General features: G+C 69.2%; 20 protein-coding genes. 9 read left to right on the forward strand and 11 right to left on the reverse strand.

Going from position 1 to position 26,556, the window contains the following annotated elements; genetic code table 11:
• Positions 1-483 precede the first annotated feature (483 nt).
• Positions 484-1,254 (forward strand): polysaccharide deacetylase family protein, encoded by a 771-nt coding sequence (locus ABZT02_RS44480; RefSeq protein WP_356028849.1) that lies wholly within the window; start codon positions 484-486, stop codon positions 1,252-1,254.
• 100 nt (positions 1,255-1,354) lie between these two features.
• Here ABZT02_RS44480 and ABZT02_RS44485 read toward each other — a convergent pair whose 3' ends face one another.
• The 4 genes from ABZT02_RS44485 to ABZT02_RS44500 form a co-directional block, all read right to left on the reverse strand.
• Positions 1,355-1,933, reverse strand: coding sequence for a hypothetical protein (locus tag ABZT02_RS44485; RefSeq protein WP_356028851.1), 579 nt, complete (start codon positions 1,931-1,933; stop codon positions 1,355-1,357).
• A gap of 320 nt (positions 1,934-2,253) precedes the next feature.
• Positions 2,254-2,529 carry a helix-turn-helix transcriptional regulator gene (locus ABZT02_RS44490; RefSeq protein ID WP_356028853.1) on the reverse strand — a complete coding sequence of 92 codons (276 nt, stop codon included), beginning with the start codon at positions 2,527-2,529 and terminating at the stop codon, positions 2,254-2,256.
• On the reverse strand, positions 2,529-3,020 hold the full coding sequence (locus ABZT02_RS44495; RefSeq protein ID WP_356028856.1) for a DUF2975 domain-containing protein: 492 nt from the start codon (positions 3,018-3,020) through the stop codon (positions 2,529-2,531). The genes ABZT02_RS44490 and ABZT02_RS44495 overlap by 1 nt, the downstream gene beginning before the upstream one ends.
• A 178-nt stretch (positions 3,021-3,198) precedes the next feature.
• On the reverse strand, positions 3,199-3,621 hold the full coding sequence (locus tag ABZT02_RS44500) for a helix-turn-helix domain-containing protein (RefSeq protein WP_356028858.1): 423 nt from the start codon (positions 3,619-3,621) through the stop codon (positions 3,199-3,201).
• Positions 3,622-3,683: 62 nt separating this feature from the next.
• Here ABZT02_RS44500 and ABZT02_RS44505 point away from each other — a divergent pair, with 62 nt between their 5' ends.
• Entirely contained in the window at positions 3,684-4,478 is a 795-nt protein-coding gene (locus tag ABZT02_RS44505; RefSeq protein ID WP_356028861.1) for an alpha/beta hydrolase, read from the forward strand.
• Positions 4,479-4,633: 155 nt separating this feature from the next.
• Here ABZT02_RS44505 and ABZT02_RS44510 read toward each other — a convergent pair whose 3' ends face one another.
• Positions 4,634-5,101, reverse strand: a complete 468-nt coding sequence (locus ABZT02_RS44510) for a hypothetical protein (protein ID WP_356028864.1) — start codon at positions 5,099-5,101, stop codon at positions 4,634-4,636.
• Between the two features lie 638 nt (positions 5,102-5,739).
• On the opposite strand from ABZT02_RS44510, the gene ABZT02_RS44515 reads away from it, so the two are divergent.
• The gene (locus ABZT02_RS44515) at positions 5,740-6,597 is read left to right on the forward strand and encodes an oxygenase MpaB family protein (protein WP_356028866.1); all 858 of its coding nucleotides are present in this window, start codon (positions 5,740-5,742) and stop codon (positions 6,595-6,597) included.
• Positions 6,598-6,661: 64 nt separating this feature from the next.
• Here the strand turns inward: ABZT02_RS44515 and ABZT02_RS44520 are convergent, their stop codons facing one another.
• A complete protein-coding gene (locus ABZT02_RS44520) occupies positions 6,662-8,680 on the reverse strand; it encodes a non-reducing end alpha-L-arabinofuranosidase family hydrolase (protein ID WP_356028869.1) in 2,019 nt (672 codons plus the stop codon).
• 55 nt (positions 8,681-8,735) lie between these two features.
• Positions 8,736-10,379, reverse strand: coding sequence for a glycoside hydrolase 43 family protein (locus tag ABZT02_RS44525; RefSeq protein WP_356028894.1), 1,644 nt, complete (start codon positions 10,377-10,379; stop codon positions 8,736-8,738).
• Between the two features lie 404 nt (positions 10,380-10,783).
• On the opposite strand from ABZT02_RS44525, the gene ABZT02_RS44530 reads away from it, so the two are divergent.
• Positions 10,784-12,430, forward strand: coding sequence for a ricin-type beta-trefoil lectin domain protein (locus ABZT02_RS44530; protein ID WP_356028871.1), 1,647 nt, complete (start codon positions 10,784-10,786; stop codon positions 12,428-12,430).
• Between the two features lie 161 nt (positions 12,431-12,591).
• Here ABZT02_RS44530 and ABZT02_RS44535 read toward each other — a convergent pair whose 3' ends face one another.
• Positions 12,592-14,106, reverse strand: a complete 1,515-nt coding sequence (locus tag ABZT02_RS44535) for a glycoside hydrolase family 43 protein (RefSeq protein ID WP_356028873.1) — start codon at positions 14,104-14,106, stop codon at positions 12,592-12,594.
• Between the two features lie 434 nt (positions 14,107-14,540).
• Between ABZT02_RS44535 and ABZT02_RS44540 the strand changes: the two genes are divergently transcribed.
• The 3 genes from ABZT02_RS44540 to ABZT02_RS44550 all read left to right on the forward strand — a co-directional run bounded on the left by ABZT02_RS44540 (position 14,541) and on the right by ABZT02_RS44550 (position 19,305).
• Positions 14,541-15,260 carry a FadR/GntR family transcriptional regulator gene (locus ABZT02_RS44540; protein ID WP_356028874.1) on the forward strand — a complete coding sequence of 240 codons (720 nt, stop codon included), beginning with the start codon at positions 14,541-14,543 and terminating at the stop codon, positions 15,258-15,260.
• 595 nt (positions 15,261-15,855) lie between these two features.
• Positions 15,856-16,626, forward strand: a complete 771-nt coding sequence (locus tag ABZT02_RS44545; protein WP_356028877.1) for an ABC transporter ATP-binding protein — start codon at positions 15,856-15,858, stop codon at positions 16,624-16,626.
• Positions 16,627-16,791: 165 nt separating this feature from the next.
• Positions 16,792-19,305 carry an FtsX-like permease family protein gene (locus tag ABZT02_RS44550; RefSeq protein ID WP_356028880.1) on the forward strand — a complete coding sequence of 838 codons (2,514 nt, stop codon included), beginning with the start codon at positions 16,792-16,794 and terminating at the stop codon, positions 19,303-19,305.
• 113 nt (positions 19,306-19,418) lie between these two features.
• Here ABZT02_RS44550 and ABZT02_RS44555 read toward each other — a convergent pair whose 3' ends face one another.
• The 3 genes from ABZT02_RS44555 to ABZT02_RS44565 all read right to left on the reverse strand — a co-directional run bounded on the left by ABZT02_RS44555 (position 19,419) and on the right by ABZT02_RS44565 (position 24,155).
• Positions 19,419-20,636, reverse strand: coding sequence for a histidine kinase (locus ABZT02_RS44555; RefSeq protein ID WP_356028882.1), 1,218 nt, complete (start codon positions 20,634-20,636; stop codon positions 19,419-19,421).
• Positions 20,637-20,794: 158 nt separating this feature from the next.
• Complete coding sequence (locus tag ABZT02_RS44560; RefSeq protein ID WP_356028885.1) at positions 20,795-22,852, reverse strand: RICIN domain-containing protein; 2,058 nt, start codon at positions 22,850-22,852, stop codon at positions 20,795-20,797.
• 238 nt (positions 22,853-23,090) lie between these two features.
• Positions 23,091-24,155: a LacI family DNA-binding transcriptional regulator gene (locus tag ABZT02_RS44565; RefSeq protein ID WP_356028887.1), complete on the reverse strand. Its 1,065-nt coding sequence runs from the start codon at positions 24,153-24,155 to the stop codon at positions 23,091-23,093.
• A gap of 495 nt (positions 24,156-24,650) precedes the next feature.
• Between ABZT02_RS44565 and ABZT02_RS44570 the strand changes: the two genes are divergently transcribed.
• Together ABZT02_RS44570 and ABZT02_RS44575 are read left to right on the forward strand one after the other, a co-directional pair.
• A complete protein-coding gene (locus ABZT02_RS44570; RefSeq protein WP_356028890.1) occupies positions 24,651-25,961 on the forward strand; it encodes an extracellular solute-binding protein in 1,311 nt (436 codons plus the stop codon).
• The coding region (locus ABZT02_RS44575; RefSeq protein WP_356028892.1) for a sugar ABC transporter permease at positions 25,958-26,556 on the forward strand (599 nt) is incomplete at its 3' end. The genes ABZT02_RS44570 and ABZT02_RS44575, both read left to right, overlap by 4 nt.

Raw genomic sequence — 26,556 nt, forward strand, 5'->3', positions numbered from 1 at the left:
GTCGGCACGGTCGGCGGCGATGACCTGGACGCGCCCGGCGGGCAGGTCGATGACGGCGGTGACGGGGGCGGGGGTGTCGAACTTCTGCATCAGGTACTCCTGCGTTCGTCGCTGTTTCCGATGAACGAAAAGCTACGTTGCATTCATAGATCGAGCAACATACTTATTGCGCGTAAGCGGTGAAATCGCAGGTGAACGGCGCTATTTCATTGCACCTATTCTGAAAGTAACGCAACGTCAGCCTGTTCGCCCGTTGCAATGGAGTGGGTGTGAACGCTGCGGCGCCCCGAGACGGACTCGCCCCGGCGCATGAAGGGTCGATCGGCCCGCCTGCGGCCGCTGTTGGCCGGGTTGTCCGCGAACTCCCCCGGAATTGTCCTTGATCGGTAACGGACGCATCCCGAAGCCGCTGTTGCTCGTCTTGCCAGGTGGTCACGGAGTGACCGAGGAATCACCGAGGAACTGTGTGGAAGCGGGGCGGACATGGCACGGCACGGCGGGCGGGGCTGGAACGGCAAGGTTCTCGGGGCGGCGCTCGGGGTGACGTTGCTCGCCGCTGGTGCCTCTGTGTGGACCGCGCAGGCCGACGCGGCAGGAGGCGCGTCGCCCAAGGCGCCCCCGTCGGCCACGTCGGGCAGTGCGGTGAAGCCGGTCGCCGTGACCATCGCGCATGCCTCGGACAAGGGAGCACGCGGCGTCAACATCACGATCGACGACGGCCCTGACCCCGTATGGACCCCCCAAGTGCTCGACGTGCTGCGGGAGTACGGAGTCAAGGCCACGTTCTGCATGGTGGGGACGCAGGCGCAGGCCCACCCTGACCTGGTGAAGCAGGTGGTCGCCGCGGGGCACCGGCTGTGCGACCACTCGGTGTCCCACGACACCACCATGGACAAGAAGTCCGAGGCCTACCAGTCGCAGCAGATACTCGACGCCGAACGCATGATCACCGAGGCGTCCGGCGGCGTACGACCGATGTACTACCGGGCCCCCGGCGGCGCCTTCACCCCCTACAGCCGTAAGCTCGCCGCGTCCCGTGGCATGCGTCCGCTGGGCTGGAACGTGGACTCCAAGGACTTCGAGCGACCGGGCACGGATGCCATCGTCGCCACGGTCGAACGGGAACTGCCGGGTGGCCCGACGGTCCTCTTCCACGACGCGGGTGGCGACCGTTCCCAGACCGTCGAGGCCCTGCGCCGGATCCTGCCCCGGCTCAAGGAGCAGGGGTACTCCTTCGGCTTCCCGGTGCGCTGACACCGGCCGCCGTAAACTGACGCCGGATCAAGCCGGGCAGAGGCGAGGCCCGTCTCCAGGCGCCTGCCCACAGTCGGAGGAGACCCGGCCTGCCCGCCCCCTACCCGACGAAGTCCGGCTGCCAGGGCAGGACGCGGAAGTCGCCCGTGCCGTTCTTCACGCGCTCGAACGGCGCCGAACTGACGCACTTGGGCAGGTCCTTGGTCTCCACCGGGTTGCCCACGGAGGCCCAGCTGTAGCCCAACCGGTCGTGCCGGCCCACGTCGTGCACGGTGAAGCCGACCCGCTTGCCCTTCGCTCCCGGCAGGTCGCTGCCGGTGATGACACCGGTGGCGACCGCGACCTTCCCGCCGGTCAGCAGGCAGTCGATCCTCCCCTTGGCCCAGGCGCCCTCGCCATCGAGGTAGTGGCTGAAGCGGAACGTCCCGGTGGCCTTCGCCGGATCCATCCGGTGCTCGGCGGCGAGATGCGCGTCGAAGGTGAAGGTGATGTCGTCCCCGAGGGTCCGGGACAGTTTGGCGGACCCGGTCAGGGCTGCGGCTTCCCGTGGGCCGCCGGGGGAGTCGGCTTCGGGCGAACCGCCGAAGGCCGCGGCGGAGGCGGTACACGCGACGGTGATCAGAACGACGGCGCCCGCGGCGGCACGGATGCGGGTGGAGGCTGACGCATTGCGGCTCATCGCTGGTCCCTTTCGTGGATGACGCCCGTGTTCCGCGGGCACCTCCCCAGAGTCCCGCGACCTGACGGCACCTCACATCGCCCGCCGCGCTGACGTCTTGCTCCCCCTTCCGGCGCACACCGGTCATCGCCGTGCGCCCGCAGAGGTACGCCTGGCTGCACCCCGGGTCTCACCCCAGCAGCGGCGACGGACACTGCGCTCGGTGATCGCCTGCCGGTCATCCGGGGGCGGGGCGGTGCTGCGTCCACGTACCGCGTCATGGTCGGTGCGGCGGTGCGGCGGTGCGGCGGTGCGGACGATTCTCCGCCCGCCCTCGCGCGTCATCCGGCCGCAGCGCCCGCAGTGTCCGCCGTGCCCGCCGTGCCCGCCGTGCCCGCCGTGTCCGCCGTTTCCGTGGTCTCCCAGCGCAGCAGGTCGCCCGGCTGGCACTCGAGTACCTCGCAGAGCGCGGCGAGTGTCGCGAAGCGGACCGCCTTGGCGCGGCCGTTCTTGAGTACCGCCAGGTTGGCGGGAGTGATCCCGACGCGGTCCGCCAGTTCGCCCACGGACATCTTCCGCTTGGCCAGCATCACGTCGATGTCGACGGCGATCGGCATCAGATCACCTCGGCCAACTCGGCCTGCATCCGCGACGCTTCGGCGTCGCGCGCGACGGCCTGGGCGAGCAGCATCCGCAGCACGAACACGATGAGCGCGACTCCCAGGATGGCCACGCCGATCCCGCCCATGATGACGGTGACACCTGGGTCGTCCCGTTGGCCGGGCGCGTTGACGATGGTGACCGCGAACCACACGAGGGCGGCCGCCACGATCGCGCCGATCACACCGTCCACGTAACGGAAGGCGGCGTGGGAGAACACGGTGCCGCGTCGCACCATCGTCACCAGCCGTCCTACGCACACCACGGCGACCTGGACCGACACCATGCCCAGGATCGTGATCACGCGCAGTGCCGTCAGTGGGAGCGACCCATCCTCCGGATCCTTCCCGCCGGCCAGCGTCCACACCATCAACACCTGCAGGAGCACGGTGCCGAGGAGCACCACGACGAGCACGCTACGCAGCGCACCGACGGCCAGCTTTCCCATGACCCACCCTTCCATCGAGTTGCGATGGAAATCTATCGAATATCGATAGGTCGAGCAAGGGTTGGGATGAAGGGCGGCCGGCGATCGCGCTGAGGTGGAACGTCGGCCCGGGTTTCGAGCGCACCAGTCCTGGATGGCACGCATCGGCTGTCGCCGACCCACCGGGTGAGCCGACCTCTCAGCGGGCGTCCCCCTGTGCGGTGAGGCGCCGCAGCAGGTCGAGCAAGGTTGTCCGGTCCGTGTCGGGCAAGGCAGAGAAACAGTCGGCGAGTACCTTGTCGGCCACCTTGTGGCCGGCCGCCAGGATCTGCTCGCCGACGGTGGTGAGGTGGTGTTCGATGCGCCGGCCGTGCCCTGGTCGACGTTCCACCAGGTCCTGGGCTGTGAGGCGGCCGGCGAGGGTTCCGAAGGCCTGCTCGGTCTGAAAGGTCGCTGCGGCCAACTCGCGCGCGGATGCTCCCGGGGAGCGGCTGATCGCGCGCAGGGCGTCCCACTGGGCCAGTGTCGTGCCGATGGCCTGAAGGGCGCTGTCGAGGGCCCTGTGCTGTCGGTATTGGGCCTGCTTGACCGCTCTGCCGAGTTCCTGCAGCTCACCGTGCATGAGGCAAGTCTACGTCATGACCAAGCTAGCTTATATAAAGATGTTTAGTTATCGTGTGAGGCATGTCCACCGACGCATCAGCCGTATACGCCGACCTGCCCCTCACTCTGTCCGAGGCCGGAGCGGGCAGGCCGGTCCTCGTCCTGCACGGTGGCGGAGGCCCCGCCACCGTCGCCGGCCTGGCTCAGCACCTCTCCCGCACCGCGCACACGATCACGCCCGTGCACCCCGGCTGGGACGGCACCCACCGGCCCGCACAGCTCACCGGCATCGACGAGCTCGCCCTCGCCTACCTGCACGTCCTGCGTGAACGCCGACTGCGCGACGTTCTCGTCGTCGGCTCCTCCCTCGGGGGCTGGGCAGCCGCCGAGATGGCCGTGCGCGACAGCGCGGGAATCATCACCGGCCTTGTCCTGATCGACGCCGTAGGCGTACAGGTCGAAACGGAACCGATCACTGACTTCTTCGGCCTCGACGCCCGCGGCGTCGCCGAGCACTCCTGGCACGATCCCGACCGCTACTACCAAGACCCGGCCGCCGCCCCGGCCGGAGAAATCGCGCGCAGACAGGCCAACATGGCCACGATGCGCATCCTCGCCGGCGACCCCTACATGCATCACCCCACGCTGCTGTCCCGGCTCGGACAGATCCAGGTGCCAGCGCTCCTGCTCTGGGGGGAGAGTGACCGCATCGTCACCCCGGCCTACGGTGCCGCGTACGCCGACGCGTTCGGCAACGGGCGACTCGAGGTCATCCCCGAGGCCGGACACCTTCCGCAGATCGAACAGCCGGATGCCACCTTCGCTCTGATCGACGCGCACCTGCGCCGGACGAGCAGCCCGTTGCCTCAGCGCTGAGTGACCTGGCAACCGTCGGAGTCTGCCGATGATCGGGGCACGCACGCCGACCCCGCCGCCCCGGGCGGACCGCCGACAACGCGGCGGCTGAGTCGAGACCGAGGTGCTGGGACAACCTGCGTCTGTCGTCCGGTGCGTACGACCGGAACCGCGTGTCACTGCTCATCGAGGGATTCCTGCCGAGCCAGGAACTCCTCGAACGCCGTTTTCTGCTTCGGATCCATGAAACCTTGACGGACATTGCGGGCCTTCTCCTCGAGCCAGTGCGCCTCGTCGGGGTTCAGGAGCTCGGCGACCACCACCCCTTTGCGAGCGACCGCCGTGCGCCCACCCACGCGACGACGAAAGAGTGTGAACGGGCCGAATTCCGCGGGGTGGGCCAGATCCGGCTCTTCCGCCCGGTTCCCCTTCCCCGCCTCACTCGCCGGGTAGGCGGCGGGAGCCCAGTGCTCCCAGAGAGCCAGCGTGGCCGCGGGCACCATGACGGCGCACTCCGCCGCGTCACGCCCCTCCCACATGAACGTGACAGTGACGGGCTCGCCGACCGCCTCGGCCAGCCCGAGCACGCGCTCCATCTCATCGTTGATCGGGTAACCGGCGATCACGTCTATCTGAATTCCCATGCGCCTGAGGCTACTTGCCCCCTCTGACATGCCCTGCCCCACACATGTAAAGGCAGACGGGTGACCCGCCGGGGTGTACGGCAGCGGCACCGACACCAAGGAACTCGATGTGGACCCGACCGCCCACGACGGGCGGCGGGTACTGCTGGATGCCGCCCGGACCACCAGCCCCGGTCATGCTCGGCGCGATCGACTCCTGGGTCGACGGCCACCGAGGTCGTCCACCGGGTCGCTCCGGCCGGTGGACGTTCGGTTCGGCGCTGCCGTCGGGAGCGTCCTGACATCTCACCCGCAGGGGTGGGACGCCGGGCCCGGGGTAGCCGGATCTGTACGAAGGCTTTGTCGTACTGAAGTCGTCGTCGACCTACTCGGGAGGACAACCGTGGCCGGCATGTTGGAGAAGATCAAGCAGTTCAGCAGGAGCCCGCAGGGGCGGCGTGCCGCCGAGCAGGTGCGCCGTGCCTCGGCAGACCCGCGTCGCCGAGCGCAGGCTCAACAATTGCTCGGCAAGCTCCGGGGACGGAGTCGCTGAAACTGGCAAGGTGACGCCTTGCCCCCCGCATCCGTACGCACGGTCGCTGACGAAGAAAGACGGCCGGACGTACTCACCAGGGGCCGGGAAAGGAGGTGCGGCGGTGATGACCGACCTTCGCGATCGGCTGGGCAGGGCCGTGTTTCTGCGCGTGGCCGGCCCGGACGGGCCGGCCAACCGCGCTCGCATCCACGACACTCCCGGGCCCCGGTGGTTCGGCCCGGAGCGTCCCATTCGCACCGTCCACGGGGACGCGTCGATGTTCATCGGCGGACTGAGCGCTCTGCTCTTGCAGTCCCTGCATCCGCTCGCCATGGCCGCCGTGTCCGCGCACTCCGGGTTCCGCGGTGATCCCTGGGGGCGGTTGCAGCGCACCAGCACCTTCCTGGCCGTCACCACCTACGGCACCGCTTCCGACGCCGAGGACGCCGTCGGGCGGGTGCGCGCCATTCACGAGCGGGTGCGGGGGACGACGTCCGAGGGACTTCCCTACCACGCCGCGGACCCGCATCTGCTGGGCTGGGTGCACGTCGCCGAGACCGACAGCTTCCTGCGCGCACACGAACGCTATGGGGCCCGGCCGCTCGACGCGGCGGGATATGACGACTACGTGGCCGACACCGCGCGGGTGGCCGAGGCACTGGGTGTCATCGATCCACCTCGCGATCGCCGGACCCTGGCCGATCGGCTGGCCCTGTACCGGCAGGAACTGCGGGCCACCCCCGAAGCCCGGGCCGCAGCCCGGTTCCTGTTGCTGCACCCGCCCGTACCGCTTGCCGCACGGCCGTTCTACGGCGTGCTGGCGGCAAACGCGGTCGCGCTGCTGCCCCCGTGGGCGCCCAGCGTGCTCCGGCTGCCCCGGCTCCCCGTCGTGGAGGGGCTCACGGTGCGGCCCGCGGGGCTGCTCCTGACGCACACCATCCGCTGGGCCATGACGCCGGGGGCACGATCCCGGCTGGAGTGAGGCGGCTCTGTCGTTCCACCAGCGCGGCACGGGCCCCGCATCGGGTGCGGGGCCCGTACGGCGGTCAGCAGGTCGAGTTGGTCTGGGTGAGCAGGCCCAGCCGCCAGGGCAGGCTGTTGTAGTCACCGTCGGCGTTGGGATCCTTGCCCTGGTACAGGTACTGCAGCTTGCAGGCCGGGATCGTGAGTGTCTGGTCGTATCCCGCGCGGATCATCTCGCCGTGACTGATGTCCCGGCTCCAGGTACCGGCGGGGAAGGTCACGTTGCTCGACTTGGCGAACGGGTTGCTCTCGGACGCGGCCAGGGGTGACCACGAGCCGGCGAGGCTGGTCGACGTCCAGGAGCGGAAGTAGCGCCGGCCGTCCGAGCCGATGGCCTCGACGAGGAGGAGGTACTGATTGCTGCCCTGCACCCTGTAGACGTTGCTCGCTTCGAACAGGGCGTACTTGGAGTCCTGGGCCGCGATGACGGTGTTGGTGAAACCGTTGGGGAACTGGCCGACAGTCGTTTGGGAGCGGTAGAGGTGGCCGTTGTCGTCCGAGGAGAACAGGTAGCAGTTGGCGCTGTCGCAGATCACCCACATGTCGACCCAGTAGCCGTTGCCGATGTTCTGTCGGATGATCTCAGGCATCGACGAGTAGAAGTTCTTCGGAGCGCTCCACCCGTTGGGGTTGCTGATGTCGGGGTTCGTCGAGTACGAGGCGTTGCCGGTCTGGTAGACGAGGTACCACAGGCGTTGCGGGGCGTTGTAGAAGACCTGCGGCGCGGCCCGGTAGCCGGCGCCGATGGCGGTGCGGTCCAGGTAGTGGTGCGTGGCCGAACCCGCCTGGGACCAGTCGGAGAAGCTCAGGTACACCAGGTTGTACCCGGCGGAGTTCGCGGTGCTCGCGAACACGTGGTACTTGCCGTTGTAGTAGACGACCGAAGGGTCCTTGATCCCCGCGATGTTGTGCGTCGAATCCGGCTTCGGCGCGATCAGGGCGCCGCTCGAACTCCAGCGGAAGGTGGAGGGGAGCGCTGCGGCGGACCGGGTCGAAGGGGCGCCCGCCTGCTGTGTCGCGGCACTGCCGCCCAGCGCGCTGAGCGTCGACTGGTAGGCGGACTTCTTGTTCCCGTTGCGGTCGAACAGCAGCGGGTTCTCACCGCTGCGCCAGGAGTCGCTGTCGCGGATGCCCCAGACGGTGATGCCGGTGCAGCGCGCCACGTTCATGCAGGCTCGCACCGTGTTCGCGTACGCGGCTGTCGGCGCCTGCGCGATGTCCAGCTCGGTGATCTGTACGTCCACGCCGAGCGCGGCGAAGTTCGACAGCGTCGTCTGGAAGCCGGCCGGCGGTCCGCCGGCCCCGAAGTGGGACTGGAGGCCGACGCAGTCGATGGGCACGCCGCGCGCCTTGAAGTCGCGCACCATGCGGTAGACGCCCTGGGTCTTGGCGTCGCTCCAGTTCTCGATGTTGTAGTCGTTGTAGCAGAGCTTGGCCGACGGGTCGGCAGCCCGCGCGGTGCGGAAGGCCTCCTCGATGAAGCCGGTGCCCAGCACGTCCCGGAAGACCGAGCTGCGCATCTGGCCGCTGCCGCCGTCGGCGAAGGCCTCGTTGACGACGTCCCAGGCGTAGATCCGGCCCTTGTAGTGGTTCATCACCTGGGTGATGTGGTTGTTCATCACGCTGCGCAGGGTGTTGGCGTCTCTGATGGAGCTGACCCAGCTGGGCAGTTGCTGGTGCCAGACCAGGGTGTGTCCGCGCAGGCGCTGCCCGCGCGCCTGCGCCCGGTTCGCGATCTGGTCGCCGGGGCCGAAGTTGAACGAGCCGCGAGAGCGCTCGATGGTGTCCCACTTCATCTCGTTCTCGGGCGTGACCGCGTTGAACTCGCGGTCCAGGATCCCGGTGTACGTGCCGTCGCCGAGCCGTCCGGCGGCCACGGCGGTGCCGAAGTACCGTCCGGACTGGGCAGCCTGGGCGCCCAGTGTGGAGGCGCGGACCCCGTCGGGTGCGGCGGTCGCGGCGCCGGGTGTGACCAGGGCGGCCACGGCCAGCATGGTTAACAGCGAGGCTCGGCGACGGCCGAGCCGTTTCAGCGGGTTCATGGTTCTCCTCGTACGGTCGGGTGGGGGGTTGCGCTGTGCGATCGACGGGATGGGATCAGGGCGTCGACAGCTCGAACCGCAGGACGCGGACCGCGCCGCCGAGCGCCCGGGTGGCGTGGTTGAAGAGGGCGAATCGGTAGCCCATGAAGAAGCGCCAGTCGTTGCCCAGGGAGAAGGCGGGCCCGAGCGGGGTGAAGTGGGTGCCGTCGGTGCTGTAGGAGAAGGTCCCGGGGCGTGCCGCGCCGGGCCGGATGTCCGCGGCCGCGCGCAACCAGACGCGGTCTGTCGAGAGGGGCGCGCTCGCGACCTCGACGCCGGTGCCGGTGGTGTTCCAACTACCGTCCATCGTCAGCCCGTTGACCATCACCATTCGCGTCACTCCGCCGTCTCGTCTGACGCCGATCCATGCGGAGGAGTCACGCAGCAGCGCGAGTCCTGCCCGGTCGCCGTCCCGCATCGCCGAGTGGTCGAGCTGGACAGTGGCAGTGGAGGTGGGGCCCTGGATGCGGTGCGTGAGGGTGTTGCGGGCCCAGTACAGGTCGTCGGTGACGGTGGCGGTCCGCAGGGTCAGGCCGTCGCCGGCCGACCACTTGGTGTTGTCCGGGTTGTGGTTCCACTCCCACCTCGGCTTGAGGGCGGTGGCGTCGAAGGTGTCCACGCCGGTCATGGGGGTGACCTGCCGGGGCGGAGCGGGCACGGCCGGACCGGGATACGACGCGCCCCAGGCGCCGTTGACCAGTTGGACCACGGGCCAGCCGTCCGAGGTCCAGGTGATCGGTGCGAGGACCGGTACCCGGCCGCCGGGATACGCGTCCACGAAGGCCAGGTAGTACCAGGCGCCGCCCTGGGTCTGCACCAGCCCGCCCTGGTGCGGGACGCCGCCGCCGGGGACCGGCCCGCGCAGGTCGAGGAGGACCTGTCGCATCGTGTAGGGACCGAAAGGGCCGCCCGACGACTTCAGGATGTACTGGCCGTTGGCCGGACGGGTCAGGAAGATGTAGTACTGCCCGTTGATCTTGTAGAAGCGCGAGCCCTCAAGGGTGCCGACACTCGACGGTGTCGTGAACACCTGCTGGGCGCGCACCTGTTGGCGGCCGTCGGGCGAGAGCTGGGCCACGCTGATCGTGGTGTTCCCGTACGCCACGTACAGGGTGTCGTCGGTGTCGACGAGCAGCCCCGCGTCGTAGTACGGGGTGCTGATCGTCGTCAGTCTGCTCCACGGCCCCTCGACGGAGGTGGCGGTGTAGACGTACGTCCTGGTGAAGTCGATCTGGCCGAGCCAGTAGAACGTCCTGTTGCTGGGACGGTAGGCAAGTGACGACGCCCAGATCCCTCTGACATAGCCGCGGGCACCGTTCAGGTCGTACTTGGCGCCGAAGTCGAGGACGGGTACCGAGTGACCGGCGATCTCCCAGTTCACGAGGTCGTACGAACGCAGGACGGGGGCGCCCGGCGAGTAGTGCATCGTCGAGGCCGAGGCGTAGTAGGTGGCGCCGACGCGGATGACGTCGATGTCCGCGAAGTCCTGCCAGATCACCGGGTTCGTGTACGGCGCGACGGCCGGGAGGTCAGGCCCCCGTGCGGGGGCGGAAGCCGCGGTGGGGGAGGGCCCCGCCAGTGACAGGAAGGCGCCGGTGACCAGGCCGCCGGCGGCGGTCAGCGCACGACGGCGGTCCGGGTGTTGGCGAGGGCATGACATATCCATGTGTCGTTCTCTCTGCGAGGGAGCGCGGCGGGGCGGGGGGATCCAGCTCGTTCGAGAGTGCGAACGCCGACTGACGTGTCGAGCATCCAGGATGATAGGAGGCTGACACATCCCGTCAATGCCTCTCGCAGGATTCGCTGTTGACGTCGAAATGTTTCGTTGATTCCAGCGCTCCGGAGGGCCGAAGTGAAGAGTCGGTTGTCCGTGCAGTGTTGACATGTGCAGGCCTCTCTCTAGCATCCGTACAGTCCGCGATCCGAAAGTCGATCGAAATTTCGAACTATCAGCGAGAGTTCCGCACCTGCCCTGAGCCGACCCTGTGCGGCCGTCATCCGCTGTCTGGCCACACGTCCACTCGCCGCCGGACAGCCCGCGGCGCCCCCTGAAAGGAGTTCCTGGTGTCACGATCATCAGGAAGACGACTGCTCCGCGTCTTCGCGGCCACCGTGCTGGTGATCACCGCGTCCTTGACGGTTTCCGCCCGCTCCACCGCTTCGGCCGCCCCCGGCAGCCCCGCACTCACCCCACCCCTGGGCTGGAACAGCTGGAACAGCTTCGGGTGCGGGATCACCGAGGCGCAGGTCCGCCAGGCCGCCGACGCGATGGTGTCCTCGGGCATGAAGGACGCCGGGTATCGGTACGTCGTGGTCGACGACTGCTGGTTCGACCCGCAGCGTGACGCGGCGGGCAACCTCCGGGCCAACCCGACCAAGTTCCCGAGCGGGATGAAGGCGCTCGGGGACTACATCCACGGCAAGGGCCTGAAGTTCGGCATCTACCAGGTGCCGGGCGAGCGCACCTGCGCGCAGACCAGCGGTGCCTACCCCGGGTCGACGGGCAGCAGGGGACACGAGAACCAGGACGCCGCCACCTTCGCGGCATGGGGCGTCGACTACCTCAAGTACGACTGGTGCTCCTCCAGCGGCACCCGCGACGAGCAGGTCGTCCGTTTCACGCTCATGCGCGACGCCCTGCGTGCCACCGGGCGGCCGATCGTCTACAGCATCAACCCCAACAGCTTCCACGCGATCACCGGCGCCACGTACGACTGGGGCGAGGTCGCCGACCTGTGGCGGACCACCGAGGACCTGCTCGACATCTGGCAGAACGGCAACGCCAACAGCTATCCGATGGGCGTCGGCAACGTCCTGGACGTCACCGCGCCGCTGGCGGCGCAGGCCGGCCCGGGGCACTGGAACGACCCCGACATGCTGGTCGTGGGCCGCCCCGGCCTGTCACTGACCGAATCCCGCTCCCACTTCGCCCTGTGGGCGCTGCTCGCCGCACCGCTCATGGCCGGCAACGACATCCGCACCATGTCCGCCGACGTGAGTGCGATCCTGCGCAACCCGCGTCTGCTGGCGGTGAACCAGGATCCGCTGGGCGCCGGCGGACGCAGGGTGCGTGACGACGGCAACACCGAGGTGTTCGCCAAGCCCCTGTCCGACGGCTCGGTCGCGGTGGGCCTGTTCAACCGGGGTGACGGCACCGCGACCATCACCACCACAGCCGCCCAAGTAGGCCTGTCAGGCGGGCCGTTCACCCTGACGGACCTGTGGAGCGGTGGTACGTCCAGCACGTCGGGGCAGATCTCGGCGAGCGTACCCGCGCACGGCGTGACCGTGTTCCGTGTGACCGGTGGCAGCCCGCTGGCCGCCACCACCTCGCGGCTGCGCGGCAACGCCTCCGGCCGTTGCGTGGACGTGGACAACGCCTCCACCGCGGCCGGGAGCACGGTGCTGCTCTGGGACTGCCACACGGCAGCCAACCAACTGTGGACCAGATGGGCCGGGGGCGAGATCCGCGTCTTCGGCGACAAGTGCCTGGACGCCTACAACCAGGGAACAGCCAACGGCACCCGGGTCATCACCTGGTCCTGCAACGGCCAGAACAACCAGAAGTGGACCGTCGGCTCCGACGGAACGATCCGCAACGTCCACGCCGGGCTGTGCCTCGACGTCGACCGGTCCGGCACCGCCAACGGAACGCCGCTGGTCCTGTGGAGCTGCAACGGCCAGACCGGGCAGAAGTGGACCCACGCGTAAGGGCCCGCGGGAAGCGCGATGCCCTGGTCGCCGGTTGCGGCGGCCAGGGCACCGGTCGTTCAGGAAGGCGGGAGTCAGAATGATCGCGCCGCCCGGGCAGTCCGGTGAGAGGGCCTGGTCGAACTCCTCGAAAGCGAGGAGGCCTTCAGGCCGGCCGGGTTTCAGCCGTCGAGGGGCTCGTAGTCGAACCAGTCGAAGTGGACGGTGCCTGCCGTGGCGTACATGCCGATGACCCGGCCGGTGAAGCCGCCGGCGACCTCGGTCGACAGGTAGCGGCCGTCGAGGGTCGCGAGCTCGGTGAACGTGCCGTCGGGCTGCTCCACGCCGAGGGCGACGACGTCAGGTCCGGTGCACGGCCCGTGCGGCGAGGGCGGTTCCGTCATGGTGACGGCGAGGACCACCGGACCGGCGGGCACGGTCAGTTCGCCCACGACCGTGCGCAGAGAGCCGACGCGAGCGACCGCCTCCACGCGCGTGCCGGACACCTCGATGGCGAAGTGGTGCCGCTCGTCGAGCCGCACGGCGAGGCCACCGCTACCCTCCGCGGCATCCACCAGAGTGCGCGCCCGGCACGACAGATGCTGCTGGCGCCGGCCCGTGAACACCACGTCGGGCTCGTCCAGGGAGTCACCCCGCGCGCGGAGCGTCAGCCAGCCGGGTCGCTCCCTGGTGGTGCAGTGCTCGACGGGCCGGTCGCGCAAGGAGATCCAGAGTGGTCGCAGTTCCGTGAGCTCGAAGTCGTCCCGCTGCCCCGCCACGGGGGCAGGGGAGAGGGGCCACGGCAACTCCGGCAGTTCCAGGGCGACTTCGCCGACGACCGGCCAGCCGTCCACCCAGGTCACGGGCGCCAGGAAGGTCTCCCGGCCGAGCACGTGCCAGCCGGGGGTGCCACCGCGCGGTCGTACGCCGAGCAGGACCATCCACCAGGAGCCGTCGGGGCCCTGGACCAGGTCCGCGTGTCCGGTGTTCTGCACCGGGTGGTCGGTGCCGCGGTGGGTGAGGACCGGGTTGTCCGGGCACGGCTCGAACGGGCCGTTGGGCGTACTGCTGCGGGCGATCGACACACCGTGGCCGCGCTCGGTGCCGCCCTCGGCGATGAGCAGGTACCAGTACTCGCCGATCCGGTACAGGTGCGGCGCCTCCGGCGCCTTGGCGCCGGGCCCGCCCGACCAGAGCCCGTGCGGAGTCCCGTAGGTCTGCCCGGTGGACGGGTCGATACGGACCTGCGCGACCCCGGCGACCGTGCACCAGCAGGTGCCGTCCTCGTCCCAGGCAAGGTCGGGATCGATGCCGGGCACACCCGGCGCCCAGATGGGATCCGACCAGGGTCCGGCCGGGTCGGTCGCCGTAACGATCAGGTTGCCGCCGCCCTCGCTGCAGTTGGTGACGATCAGCCAGAAGCGCCCGTCGTGGTGACGCAGGGTCGGGGCGTAGATCCCGCCGGACGACGGCATGTCGGTCGGCAGCCGCAACTGACCCGGCCGGTCCAGGACGTTGCCGATCTGCGTCCAGTGCACCAGGTCGCGGCTGTGGAAGAGGGGCACGCCGGGGAAGTACTCGAAACTGGAGCAGGCGAGGTAGTAGTCGTCGCCGACGCGGCAGATGCTGGGGTCGGGGTGGAAGCCGGGGATCACGGGGTTGGCGAGGGTGCCGTCCGCCTGATGCTGGTGGGACACCGATGGGTCCTCTCGTGGAGTCGTGGTGCTGGTGTGCGCTGGTCCGGGAGCGTCATGGCTCATAGCTGCGATCTTCTTTGCGGGTACAGCTGTCGAAGCGCTTCACCTGCGCGTAAAGGTAACGGACGGATTTCTCAAGAAACAAGGGAGCTATCCGTTGGAATGCTTCCTTTGGCGGGTGGTTGGCCAGCGGCCGGGTGAGAGGAGGGTTGTCGAAGCGCTTCGAGAGCGACGCTTCAATCGACACTGGTGGTGCCGTCGGCCAGTTCCGGCGAGATGTGCGAGGCGCACTGGACCGCCGCTTGCCGCCCCATGCCTCCCCGTATCATCAACGTCAGCTTTGCCGTGCGGCTGCGGAAACACGTCGAGACGTCACGCGGAACGCTGATCGGGTCGGACGTGCTCGCGGAGCACCGTGGAGAAGGGGATACGCGGTGTCTCTGACGGACAGGGCGATCGAGCAGATCCGCGAGCTGATCCGGACCGGTGCCCTGCCTCCGGGGTCGAAGCTCCCTCCGGAGCCGGACCTGGCCGCCCAGCTGGGACTGTCCCGCAACCTCGCCCGCGAAGCGGTCAAGGCGCTGGCGGTCGCACGGGTCCTGGAGGTCCGGCGGGGCGACGGCACCTATGTGACCAGCCTGCAGCCGAGCCTGCTCCTGGAGGGACTCGGCGGAGCGGTGGAGCTGTTGCAGGGCGACTCGGTCGCCCTCCAGGACCTCATGGAGGTACGGCGACTCCTCGAACCGGTCGCCACCGCCCTTGCCGCGACCCGCATCTCCGATGACCAACTGGCCGAAGTGAAGGGGCACTTGGACGCCATGCGCGAAGCGCGTGACGACGTCGAACGCCTCAACGTCCATGACGCTGCCTTCCATCAGGCCGTCGTCTCGGCCACCGGCAACGAGTCCCTGCTCGCGCTCCTGGAGGGCATTTCCGGCCGCACGCTGCGTGCCCGGATCTGGCGCGGCCTGGTCGACTCCCGGGCCGCGGGCCGCACCCTCGCCGAGCACGAGGCGATCTTCGCGGCGCTGTCCGCGCGCGACGCGGCTCTGAGCCAGGCGGCGGCGCTGCTGCACGTGAGCAACACCGAGCAGTGGCTGAGGGAGCACCTGCGCTCGGCCGACGCCCTCCCGTTCGGCACGACCGAGGGCTGACCGGTGAGGGTCGACGGCACCCCTCTCGGCGTTCACCACGTTCATCGTGCGCGGGGCTGCTCTCGTCGGGGTTGACGTACAGGCCGCTGCCCCGATTCCGGCCCGGCTGCGTCGCGGCCACGACGGGTGGCTTCCCCACTCGCCGTCGTGGACGAACGGTTCCGTCGGTCCGTCCCTGCGGCTCCCTTCCCGGCGGTCATGCCGTGAGGTCGACGCAAGTGACAGCACAGGCGCGTCATGCCGATTCCGTTCACGCAGGCAAACCCATCGTCATGGCTCGGCTGCGCATCGGCCGAATGGCCGAGACGGCGGCGAGGCGGGCGCTGTCGGTATGAGGCGCGTCGCGGCGACGAGAAGATCGCAAACCCACAGGAGACCCGGTCTCCATGAGGCATTTCCGGGGCGTCACTCTCGGAGCTGACGCCACGCCATACCTGAGGCTGACGAGGCCGGTTCGGGCGTCACCTTCAGGTGGTCAGTATTTCGGCTGATCCGCGAGGAGCGGTGCGAACCGGACGATGAAGGAGTCCCCAGCCAGGTGTGGGTCTGAACCCGTGCCTGACGCTGTCCGCACCTTGCATCGGAGTACGTTCTCGTGACCACCTCGCCGCCCGCTCCCCGCACCCCCACCCTGGCTGCCCGCGCCACCGACCTCTCCAAGGTCTACGGGCAGGGCGATACCCGAGTGGTGGCCCTCGACCGGGTCAGCGTCGGCTTCGATCAGTCCCGGTTCACCGCGATCATGGGGCCCTCCGGGTCCGGCAAGTCCACGCTGATGCACTGCGTGGCCGGGCTGGACAGCTTCTCCTCCGGCTCGGTCCGCGTCGGTGACACCGAGCTCGGAGGCCTGACGGACCGGCAGCTCACCAGACTCCGCCGGGACAAGGTCGGCTTCATCTTCCAGGCGTTCAACCTGCTGCCGACTCTCACCGCGCTCGAGAACATCACGCTTCCGATGGACATCGCGGGCCGCACACCGGACCAGCAGTGGCTGGACTCCGTCATACGGATGGTCGGCCTGTCCGGCCGGCTCCACCACCGTCCCGCCCAGCTCTCCGGCGGCCAGCAGCAGCGTGTCGCCGTCGCCCGGGCCCTCGCTTCGAAGCCGGACATCGTCTTCGGCGACGAGCCGACGGGGAACCTGGACTCACGCGCGGGCGCCGAGGTCCTCGGCTTCCTGCGTGACTCCGTACGGACGTTGGGCCAGACCGTCGTCATGGTCACCCACGATCCGGTCGCCGCCTCCTACGCGGACCGGGTCATCTTCCTCGCCGACGGGCGGATCCTCGACGAGATGTACGAGCCCACCGCGGACGGGGTCCTCGATCTCATGAAGTCCCTGGACACGAAGTTCCGTACGAGCTGAGCCGTTCGAGCCGCGCCGATCTGGACCGAACCGAGCTGGACCGAACCGAGCTGGACCGAACCGAGCTGGACCGTACCGGGTCGCGCGAACCGAGTCGTACGAATCGACGCGCCCCTTCGTCATCCCCGCCCCCACCCTCCCCTCACCCACAGGACCACACCCACCATGTTCCGCACAGCCCTGCGCAACGTCCTCGCGCACAAGGCCAGACTGTTGATGACCGTGCTCGCCGTCATGCTCGGCGTCGCGTTCGTCTCCGGCACCCTGATCTTCACCGACACCTACAAGAACGCCTACAGCAGCCAGACGGCCAAGAGCTACGCCCACGTGGACGTCCAGGTCGTGGAGAACAGCGACTACCCGGGAGAGACCCCGGGCATCAGCGGGAAGACGGTCGACGAGATCGCCCGGCTCGACGGGGTCGCCGGAGCCGCCGGGCGGGTCACCGGGGACGCCTACGTGGCCGACAGGCACGGCGGACTCATCGCGAGCGGCATGTTCAACTCGGCCACCAACTTCGCGCCGGGGAAGGACGGCAAGGACCCGCTCTACGCGTTCACCGACGGCAGCGGACCCACCGGGCCCGGGCAGGTCGCGCTCGACAAGGACACCGCCGAGAAGGGTGGCTACGACGTCGGTGACACCGTGCCCGTCGCCCTCAAGGGTCCGACCAGGCCGTACAAGCTCTCCGGCATCTTCACCACCGAGAACGACGAGGTGGCCGCCGGCGGCAGCCTGGTGCTGTTCGACACGCCCGTCGCCCAGCGGCTCTTCCTCCAGCCGGGCTTCTATGAGTACGCCACCGTCACCGCCGCCCCCGGCGTCTCGGACACCGAGCTCGCCGCCGCCGTGGGGAAGGTGCTTCCGGACTCCGAGAAGGCCAAGACGGTTCAGCAACTCGCTGATGAGCAGGCCACGTTGGTGGCGGGAGACGCGACGTTGCTCAACGGGATCCTGTTCGCCTTCGCCGGCGTCGCGCTCTTCGTCAGCGTGTTCCTGATCGCCAACACCTTCACCATGCTGGCCGCCCAGCGCACCCGGGAGCTCGCTCTGCTCCGCGCGGTCGGCGCCTCCCGCAGGCAGGTCACCCGGTCGGTGCTGATCGAGGCCATGGTGGTCGGCGCGGTCGCTTCACTCGCAGGGCTCGGGCTCGGCGCCGCCATCGCCGCCGTAGCGCGTTCCGTGGTCGATCTCGGCGGCGGCAGGATTCCGGACGGGCCGCTGATCGTCACCTCGACGACCGTCCTGGTCGCGGTTGTCGTCGGTGTACTGGTCACCATGGTGGCCGCCTGGCTGCCCGCCCGCCGCGCCGCGAAGATCCCGCCGGTCGCGGCGATCGGCAGCGCACACCTGCCGGTCACCACCAGGTCCCTGGTGCTGCGGAACGTGCTCGGCGGCCTCATCACCCTGCTCGGCGCGGCGGTGGTCGTCGTGGGTGCCGGGGCCGGCGGCTCCAAGGGCGGGGGACTCGTCGGTTTCGGCGCCTTCCTCGCGGTGATCGGCGTCATCGTGCTGATCCCGTTGCTCTCCCGGCCCGTGATCGCGCTCGTACGGCCGCTGCTGCGGCGCGGCTTCGGGGTCTCCGGCAAGCTCGCGGGCCAGAACGCGATACGCAGCCCGCGCCGTACCGGCGCCACCGCCTCCGCACTGGCCATCGGGCTCACGCTGGTCAGCGCTCTGACCGTGCTCGGTGTCACCCTCAGCCAGTCCACGGACAAGATGACCACGGACATCGTCAAGGCCGACTACAAGATCACGGACGTCGGCGCGGGCCTCGACGCCTCGTCGGTCGCCGCCCTGCGCAAGGTCCGGGGAGTCAGGGCGGTGTCGCAGGAGCGGCAGGCGTGGATGGAGGTCGGCGGCATCCAGGAGGATGTTTCCGCTGTCACCCTGCCGGACTTCGCGAAAGCCTTCCACCTTCCGGTGGTCTCCGGTTCGCAGGACGCGCTCGCGAACGGACAGCTCGCCGTCGCCGAGGCCGAGGCGCGGGCCAACGGCTGGAAGGTGGGGGACACCCTGCCCGTGACGTACGAGGGTGGCAAGAGCGGCAAATTGACCGTCGGGGCCGTCTTCGAGAGCAATGACGTCGTCCTGCCCGTCGTCGTCTCCGCGCACGTGACCGCGCCGCACGCGGCAGGGGCGACCGTCACGAAGATCTACCTCACCACGGACGGCAGCACGAACGAGAAGGCACTCGCCGATGCCTTCCCCGGGCGCCCGGGGATCAAAATCGACGACCGGCAGGACATCCGCGACGAGCTCAGCGGAGCCTTCGACACCGTACTGAACGTCATGTACGGGCTGCTCGCGATCTCCTTGGTCATCGCGGTGCTCGGGGTGGTGAACACCCTCGCGATGTCGGTCTTCGAGCGGCAGCGGGAGGTCGGCATGCTGCGCGCCGTCGGGCTCGACCGGCCGGGCGTGACGCGGATGATCCAACTGGAGGCCGTGGTCATCTCCCTCTTCGGCGCGGTGATCGGGATCGGGGTCGGATCCTTCCTGGGCTGGGCCGTCTGCGAGGTCACGAAGGCCGACATACCCGGCTACGCGTTGGTGCTGCCGTGGGGGCGGTTCGGGCTCTTCCTGCTGCTGGCGGCGCTGGTCGGTTTGGTGGCCGCCATGTGGCCCGCCCGCACCGCGGCCCGGCTGCACATGCTCACCGCCATCAAGACCGAGTAGGGGGAGCAGATCGCAGTACGGCCGCAGGCACGGTGTGCCGGCGGCCGGTGGTCGTCGACAACCGAGCTTGTCGCCAAGTGAAGTCGGGGAGCGGCGGAACACGCCGTCAGGCATCAGCTCGCTCGCGGGACGGCGGGGAGGAGGGCCATGACCTCCCAGCCGCCCTCCGCGCGTGGGCCGGTACGCAGTTCGCCGCCGAGGGAGGTGACGCGTTCGGTGAGGCCGACGATGCCGTAGCCGCCGCCGCGGGCGACGTACGGCATCGGGGCGGCTCCGCGGCCGTTGTCGCGCACCGTCACGTGCAAGGTGTTGTCGGTGTGGGCGAGGGCGACGGTGACCTCGGTGGCGTCGGCGGCGTGCCGACGTACGTTGGTGAGGGCTTCCTGGACCACGCGGTAGGCGGCAGCCTGCACCTCCCGGGGCAGATTCCGGGGCACTGAGGTGTCGCGGTGCAGTTCGGCCTTCGGGCCGATCGGACCGCCGAACCCGTCGACCAGTTCCCCGAGGGCCGTCAGGTCGCCCACCGGACGGCCCTCGCCCGACGCGAGCCGCGCGGTCTCCTCCGGGCCGCCGCGCAGGATGCCGACGGTCAGACGCATGGAGTTGAGGGCTTCGGCCGCTGCGTGCTCGATCCCCGCCAGGACCGGGTCCAGACGGTCGGGTCCGGTGGTGGCCATCATGCGGGCCATCTGTGTCTGGACCAGGATGCCGGTGACGTGGTGGGCGACGAAGTCGTGCAGGTCGGCTGCCATGGCGAGGCGTTCGGAGCGGCGCGTCTCGGCGACCGCGATGACGCGTCTGTGGTCCAGGGAGCGCAGGTAGATGCCGAGTCCGGCGAGGATTCCGGTCAGCATCGCTAGCGGCAGTGTGAACAGCAGGACGTCTTCCGCGGCGGTGGCATCGAGGAAGCGCAGCGGCGCCACGACGGCTGCACCGCCGGTCAGTGCGGCGCACAGTCCCGTCCAGCGTGGTGGGCAGGTACGGACGGCGATCACCAGCAGGCAGAGCAGTACCGCCAGTTCACCGGGGCCCAGCGCGCGCGTTCGCTCGGTCGTCTGGCTGACGGCGGTCAGTGCGAGGGAGAAGCCCGCCGGCAGGGAGGCGCGCAGTTGGGGGGTGAGCCACGCGGGCCGTTTGGCGGGGGGCCAGAGTACGGCCGCGAGGCCGAGCGACAGGAGCAGGAACAACGACCAGAGGGTGTTGCCGTTGGCGCCGGCGATGAGCAGGTCCGTGACGGCCAGCAGGACCAGCGTGGTGAGACCCGCCGCGCGCAGGCAGCTGTGTCGGCGGGTGCGCTTCGTTGTGAGGCCGTCGGTCGCCAGGAGGATCACGCAAGTCACCGTAGGAGGAGTCGTCGGCCGCACCTGGCCGATCGGCCGAGGCGGAGCTTGGGGGTTGGAGGGCGCATGGTGGTGAGGGGGAGTGGACGCCGTGCGCAGGAACCGCTTCGCAAGCGGTTCCTGCGCTGCGTCATGACACGAGCGGTGCGTCAGTTGACCCGGACGATCTTCCACAGTTGGTCGTCGATCCCGGCGTCGCCCCACTGGATGATGGCGGCGCCGTTGGCGGTGGACGACTGGGCTACGGCGGCCACCAGGCCGCTGCCCGCGTTGACGAGCTTGTAGTAGCCGCCGCCCGCGCTGGTCAGCGTCCACTTCTGGGAGCTGCTGCCCGAGGAGGTGTTCTGCACGATGGCCGCGCCGGCGGAGGCGGAGGAGTTGCTGACGTCCAGCCGGAGGTTGCTGTGCGCGTTCTGCACCGTCCACGCGCCACCGCTCTGGGACTGGAAGGTCCACAGTTGGCAGTCACAGGCGGAGTTCTGCCACTGGTCGGCCGCCTTGCCCACCGTGGTGGACGAGGCGGGGATCTCCAGGTACTTTCCGCTGTTCTTGTTGACGAGCACGTACTGACCGGTGCCGAGGGCCGGCAGATCGGTCTGGGCGAGGTTCCAGCGCTGGCAGGCGCAGCCGGTGCTGTCCCACTGCCCGGCGGTGGTGCCCACGGTGGTGGAGCCGCCCGGGATCTCCAGGTACTTGCCGGTCAGCCGGTTGAGGAGGGAGAAGCCTCCCGCCGGGTTCGGAGCGACCGCCCACTCGTGGTCCGGGGTGCCGTTGTCGTCCCACTGCAGGATCTTGGCGCCGTTGGCGGTGGACTGGTTCTCCACGCCCAGGACCTTGCCGCTCGCCACGTTGAAGATCCGGAAGTAGCCGGAGGGCTGCTGGACGAACTTCCACTTCTGGTCATTCGCGTTGTCGGCGTTCTGCTGGGTGGCGTAGGTGCCGTTGGTGGCGGAGCCGCCCGCGATGGTGAGCATCAGGTTGCTGCCCGCGTTGGAGGCGGTGTAGGTGGCCCCGTCGGAGATGCCGCCGCCCAGGTCGATCGTGCTGTAGGTGACCGGGTTGGAGAGGTTGCTGCCTCCACGTCCGGCGCTGAGTACCAGCAGGCTGTGCCCGTCGGGGAGGGAGGTCATGCCGCGGCTGTAGCCGCCGGCCACGTTGGCGTTGATGCGCGTCCAGGTGTTCGCGGCGCCGTTCTGCGTGTTGACGAACAGGTCGTCGGCGCTGTTGGCGCTGACGACGAGGGTGCCGTTGGCGCCGCCGGTGGGCAGCCAGGTCAGGTAGGGAGCGCTCTGGGGGACCACACCGTCCGTCGTCCGCAACGGGATGCCGGTGACCGAGCCGAACGCCTCCGGGTCGGAGGAGATCTTGTAGTAGACGGAGAAGTTGCCCTCGGGGGCGCCCCCGTACTCGTACGACAGGACGTACTTGCCGTTCGGCAGCTTCGCGACGGTCGGCATGCCCGGACGGTCGCTGAAGGTGGGCATGGCCACGTCGTCCACGACCGGGCCCCAGGTGCGGGCGTCCGTGGAGACCTGGTGGACGATCTTCTGCCCGTGGGCGGGGTCCCGCTGGTCGGAGTAGTAGACGATGAGCTTGCCGCCGGAGACCAGGAAGAACGGTTCCCAGACGGGGGTGTTCCCGTTCGTGTCGCGGGCGGCGCCGCCGGTGGCGATGTTGGTGACGAAGCTCCAGGTCTGTCCGCGGTCGGTGCTGGCGTACAGGTCGATCTTGGTGGCCGAACGGTCGGAGGGCACCGAGTCACCGGCGGCCAGGATGGTTCCGGCCGGGAAGTTGCCGATCGCCGTGGGCAGTTCGAACAGCTCGGGCTGCCAGCGCATGCCCCACCCGTTCTGGGTGTCGGCGATGTCGGAGATCTTGCTCCAGGAGTTGCCGTTGTCGTTGCTGCGGTAGATGGGGAAGACGGGTGTGCCGGAGGTGTACTGCTCGAAGGTGGCGAGCAGGGTGCCGTTGGCCGCCCCGTTGTGCTGCAGGCGCAGCGCCCGCGGGTACAGCGAGCCGGGCGAAGGCGCGCCCGCAGGCGGGGTGTACATCGTCTGCGAGGGACGGGACAGGGCCTGCGCCCGCTCCGCGGCGGGCACCATCACCGTCGCCACGGCGACGATCAGGGACAGGAACAGGAACAGCAGGGTGGTGGGGCGAGGACGCCGAGCGGCGCCGGGGGTGGTGCCCAACAGTGCAGGGGACATGTGCGGCTCCCAGGACAGGGAAGGGATGGTGTGTTTCGGTGCTCGCCCCCAGGACGCGCTCGGGGGTGGGAAACGGCGAGCTTGGGGCGTGCCTTCACCGCGTACGCCGAACTGCGGCGTCGCGGGAAGGCGCCGGAATCGGACCGGTCGGCGTCCGCCGAGCGGTGAGACAGCCGGGGCGAGTGGCACAGCGGTGCCCGAGAGCGCGGGTGTGTTCCCCGCCGCTGCCGGAGTGCTCTCAGGTGGTGCGCCGGACCGCCGCGTCGGGGTGGGACGGCGGAGGCGCGGTCGAGCCGCGGACGACGAGTTCGACCGGTGGGTCGCTCGCCTGCGGCAGGTCGGTGTGGGGTTCCTCGATCGCGTGCACGAGAAGGCGGATACCTTCACGGGCCGCGGCCTCGAAGGGCTGGCGCACGGTGGTCAAGGGAGGGGAGACGTACGCGAAGACCGGGTTGCCGTCGAAGCCGACGACGCTGATGTCGTCCGGCACCCGGCGCCCGGCTTCCCGCAGGGCGTGGATCAGGCCGATGGCCATCTCGTCGCCCGCCGCGAAGATGGCGGTCACGGACCTGTCCGAGGCCAGCGCCTGGCCCACGGCATGGCCGGAGGCGGCCGACCAGTCGCCGTTGAGCAGCGGGGGCTCGTGCGCGCCCCGCGCCGCGAGTGCCGCCCGCCATCCCTCGATGCGGTCCTTGGTGGCGTACCACCGCCGCGGGCCGGCGAGGTGGTGAACGGTCGCGTGCCCCAGATCCAGCAGATGCTCGGTGGCAGCCTGGGCGAGTTCTCGGGCGCCCACACCCACGGTCACCGTGCGGGTGGCGGTGAAGGCCGGCGGCGCCCCGAGGAAGAGGACGGGGACGTCGACACGGACGCCGACGTCTCCCTCCACGATGGGTTCGGAGACGACGACACCGTCCACGCCCTGTTCGAGCAGTGACTCCACGGCGCCCGCGATACCCGCGAGGTCGCCGTCCGGGGTGTTGACCACGCGGAGGGCGTACCCCGCGTCGCGCACGGCCCGCTCGATGTGCACGAGCAGGGACGCGGTTCCGTAACCGGCGGTGCCGAGGGCGACCACGCCGATGGAGCCGGTGCGCCCGGAGGCCAGCGTGCGGGCCGCCTGGTTCAGCCGGTAGCCGAGTTCCTCAGCGGCTGCGAGCACCTTGTGGCGCGCCGCCTCGGAGACGTAGGGCTCGTTGTTGAGGACGCGGGAGACCGTCTTGCGCGACACCCCGGCCAGCCGGGCCACGTCCGCGCTGCGCGGCGTGGAGGAGCCCGCGCTCTCGCCCACTGCTGGTGCCATGAGGTCTCCCGACGGCCGTACGTCTGCATCGAATGAGGTCAACTGTATGACCACGCGGTCTGACCGCGTGGTCATGTCTACGTAGGCCGGACTCGTACGTCAAGGGCTCGCGCAGTATCGATTTCGACGGGAGGCTGCGGATCAGGCGGAGGGCGACCGTTGGGCGGGGAACGTCGTGAAGGTCGATGCGGTGTCCGTCGCGGAGTGCATAGTTGCTGGTCAAGAGGTATGTGATCGTGCTCGTGCCTGCTCGCGGAGCGGGATCGTCATCCTCGTCCGGTCGCAGGGCGCCCGACTTCTCGGCAGGTGCGGTCGACTCCGCGCTCCGGCCGGAGGGGCTTGACAGTGACTCCCTGGAACGTTCAGTCTTCCTGGCAGTCGCCGATCGCATTTGTTCGATCGTGTTGATTCTTGGTCGTGCGAACGACCACTTCCCGTCACACCCTCGGGTCGACGTGCCGCCTGGGCGCGGCCACCCCTGTCAGGAGCCGAAAAATGTACCCTTCCTTCCTCGGCCGGCCCATGCCTGCCGCCAGCCGCCGCACCGTCCTGCGCGGCATCGGCGGTGCGGCCGTGCTCGGTGCCGGCGTGCCCCTGCTCAGCGCCTGCGGCGGCAGCGGTACGGCTGCCGACCCGAAAACGGTCAGTCTCGGCTCGAACGCGTCGGACGCGGTGCCGAAGAAGGCGTTCGCCGAGATCTACGCGGCCTTCAAGAAGCAGTCCGGGATCACGGTCGACGTGAACACGAAGGACCACAACACGTTCCAGGAGCAGATCAACTCGTATCTGCAGGGCACCCCTGACGATGTCTTCAACTGGTTCGCCGGCTACCGCATGCAGTTCTTCGCCGCCAAGAAGCTCGCGACGCCCATCGACGACGTCTGGCAGAAGATCGGCGACAACTTCCCCGACGCGATGAAGGCGCTCAGCAAGGGCGCGGACGGCAAGTACTACTTCGTGCCGATCTCGACGTCCCTGTGGGGGGTCTTCTACCGCAAGAGCGTCTTCCGGAAGTACGGCTACGAAGTCCCCACCACCTGGGACCAACTCATCGCCCTGTGCAAGCAGATGAAGAAGGACGGCCTGGTCCCGATCGCGTTCGGCGACAAGGACGCCTGGCCGGCGATGGGCACCTTCGACCAGATCAACTTCCGCACCAACGGCTACGACTTCCACGTCGAGCTGATGGCCGGCAAGGCGTCGTGGACGGACGCCAAGGTCCGCAAGACCTTCGACCACTGGGCCGAGATCCTCCCGTACCACCAGGACGGCGCCGTCGGCCGCACCTGGCAGGACGCCGCCCAGACGCTGATATCGAAGAAGGCGGGCATGTACGTGTTCGGCAGCTTCGTGGCGCAGCAGTTCACCAACAAGGCCGACCTGGACGACCTCGACTTCTTCGCCTTCCCGGAGATCGACTCCGCGTACGGCCAGGACACCGTCGAGGCCCCCACCGACGGCTTCATGCTCTCCAAGGCCCCGAAGAACAAGGCCGGCGCGCTCAAGCTCCTGGAGTACCTGGGCACTCCGGAGGCCGAGCAGATCTACCTGAAGTCCGACCCGAGCCTGGTCGCCGCCTCCAACAAGGCCGACACCACGTCGTACACCGCGCTCCAGAAGAAGGCGTACGCGATGATCAGCGGCGCCAAGCACCTCACGCAGTTCATGGACCGCGACAGCCGGCCGGACTTCACCGCCACGGTGATGCAGCCCGCGCTGCAGAAGTTCGTCCGCGACCCCAAGGGCGTCGACAGCCTGCTGGCGTCGATCGAACGCCAGAAGAAGACGATCTTCGCGTCCGCATGACCACCACATCGCGCACCGGTATCGGGACCGGGACCACCAGCACCCCCGGGACGGCCGCCGTGCCGCCCCCGGGCTCCCCGAACGACATGACGACACAGCAGAAAAAGCGGCGCCGGGTGCCCTTGGGGCACCGAAGGCTGCTCACCCGACGGGACCGCGTCGCGCTCGGCCTGATGGCCGGCGTTCCGACGGTCCTGCACGTCGCCCTCGTCTGGCTCACGGCTCTCGCCTCGATCGCCCTGGCCTTCACCACCTGGGACGGCATCGGCTTCGACTCCATCGAGTGGGTCGGGCTGCAGAACTTCCGTGAACTGTTCACCAGCAACCCGCAGTTCTGGCCCGCGGTCGAGCACAACATCATCTGGTTCGTGGTGCTCATCTTGATCCCGACGCCGCTCGGCCTGTTCCTGGCCGTCCAGCTGGACAAGAACATCCGCTTCTCCCGCGTCTACCAGACGGCCTTCTTCCTGCCGGTCGTGCTGTCGATGGCGGTCATCGGATTTGTGTGGCAGCTGGTCTACAACCCCGACACCGGGCTGATCAACAGCCTGATCGGGGCGAACAAGCCGGGCCACTACATCGACTGGATCGGCGA

The organism is Streptomyces sp. NPDC005402 (assembly GCF_040606575.1).
In the GTDB taxonomy this organism is placed as follows: domain Bacteria; phylum Actinomycetota; class Actinomycetes; order Streptomycetales; family Streptomycetaceae; genus Streptomyces.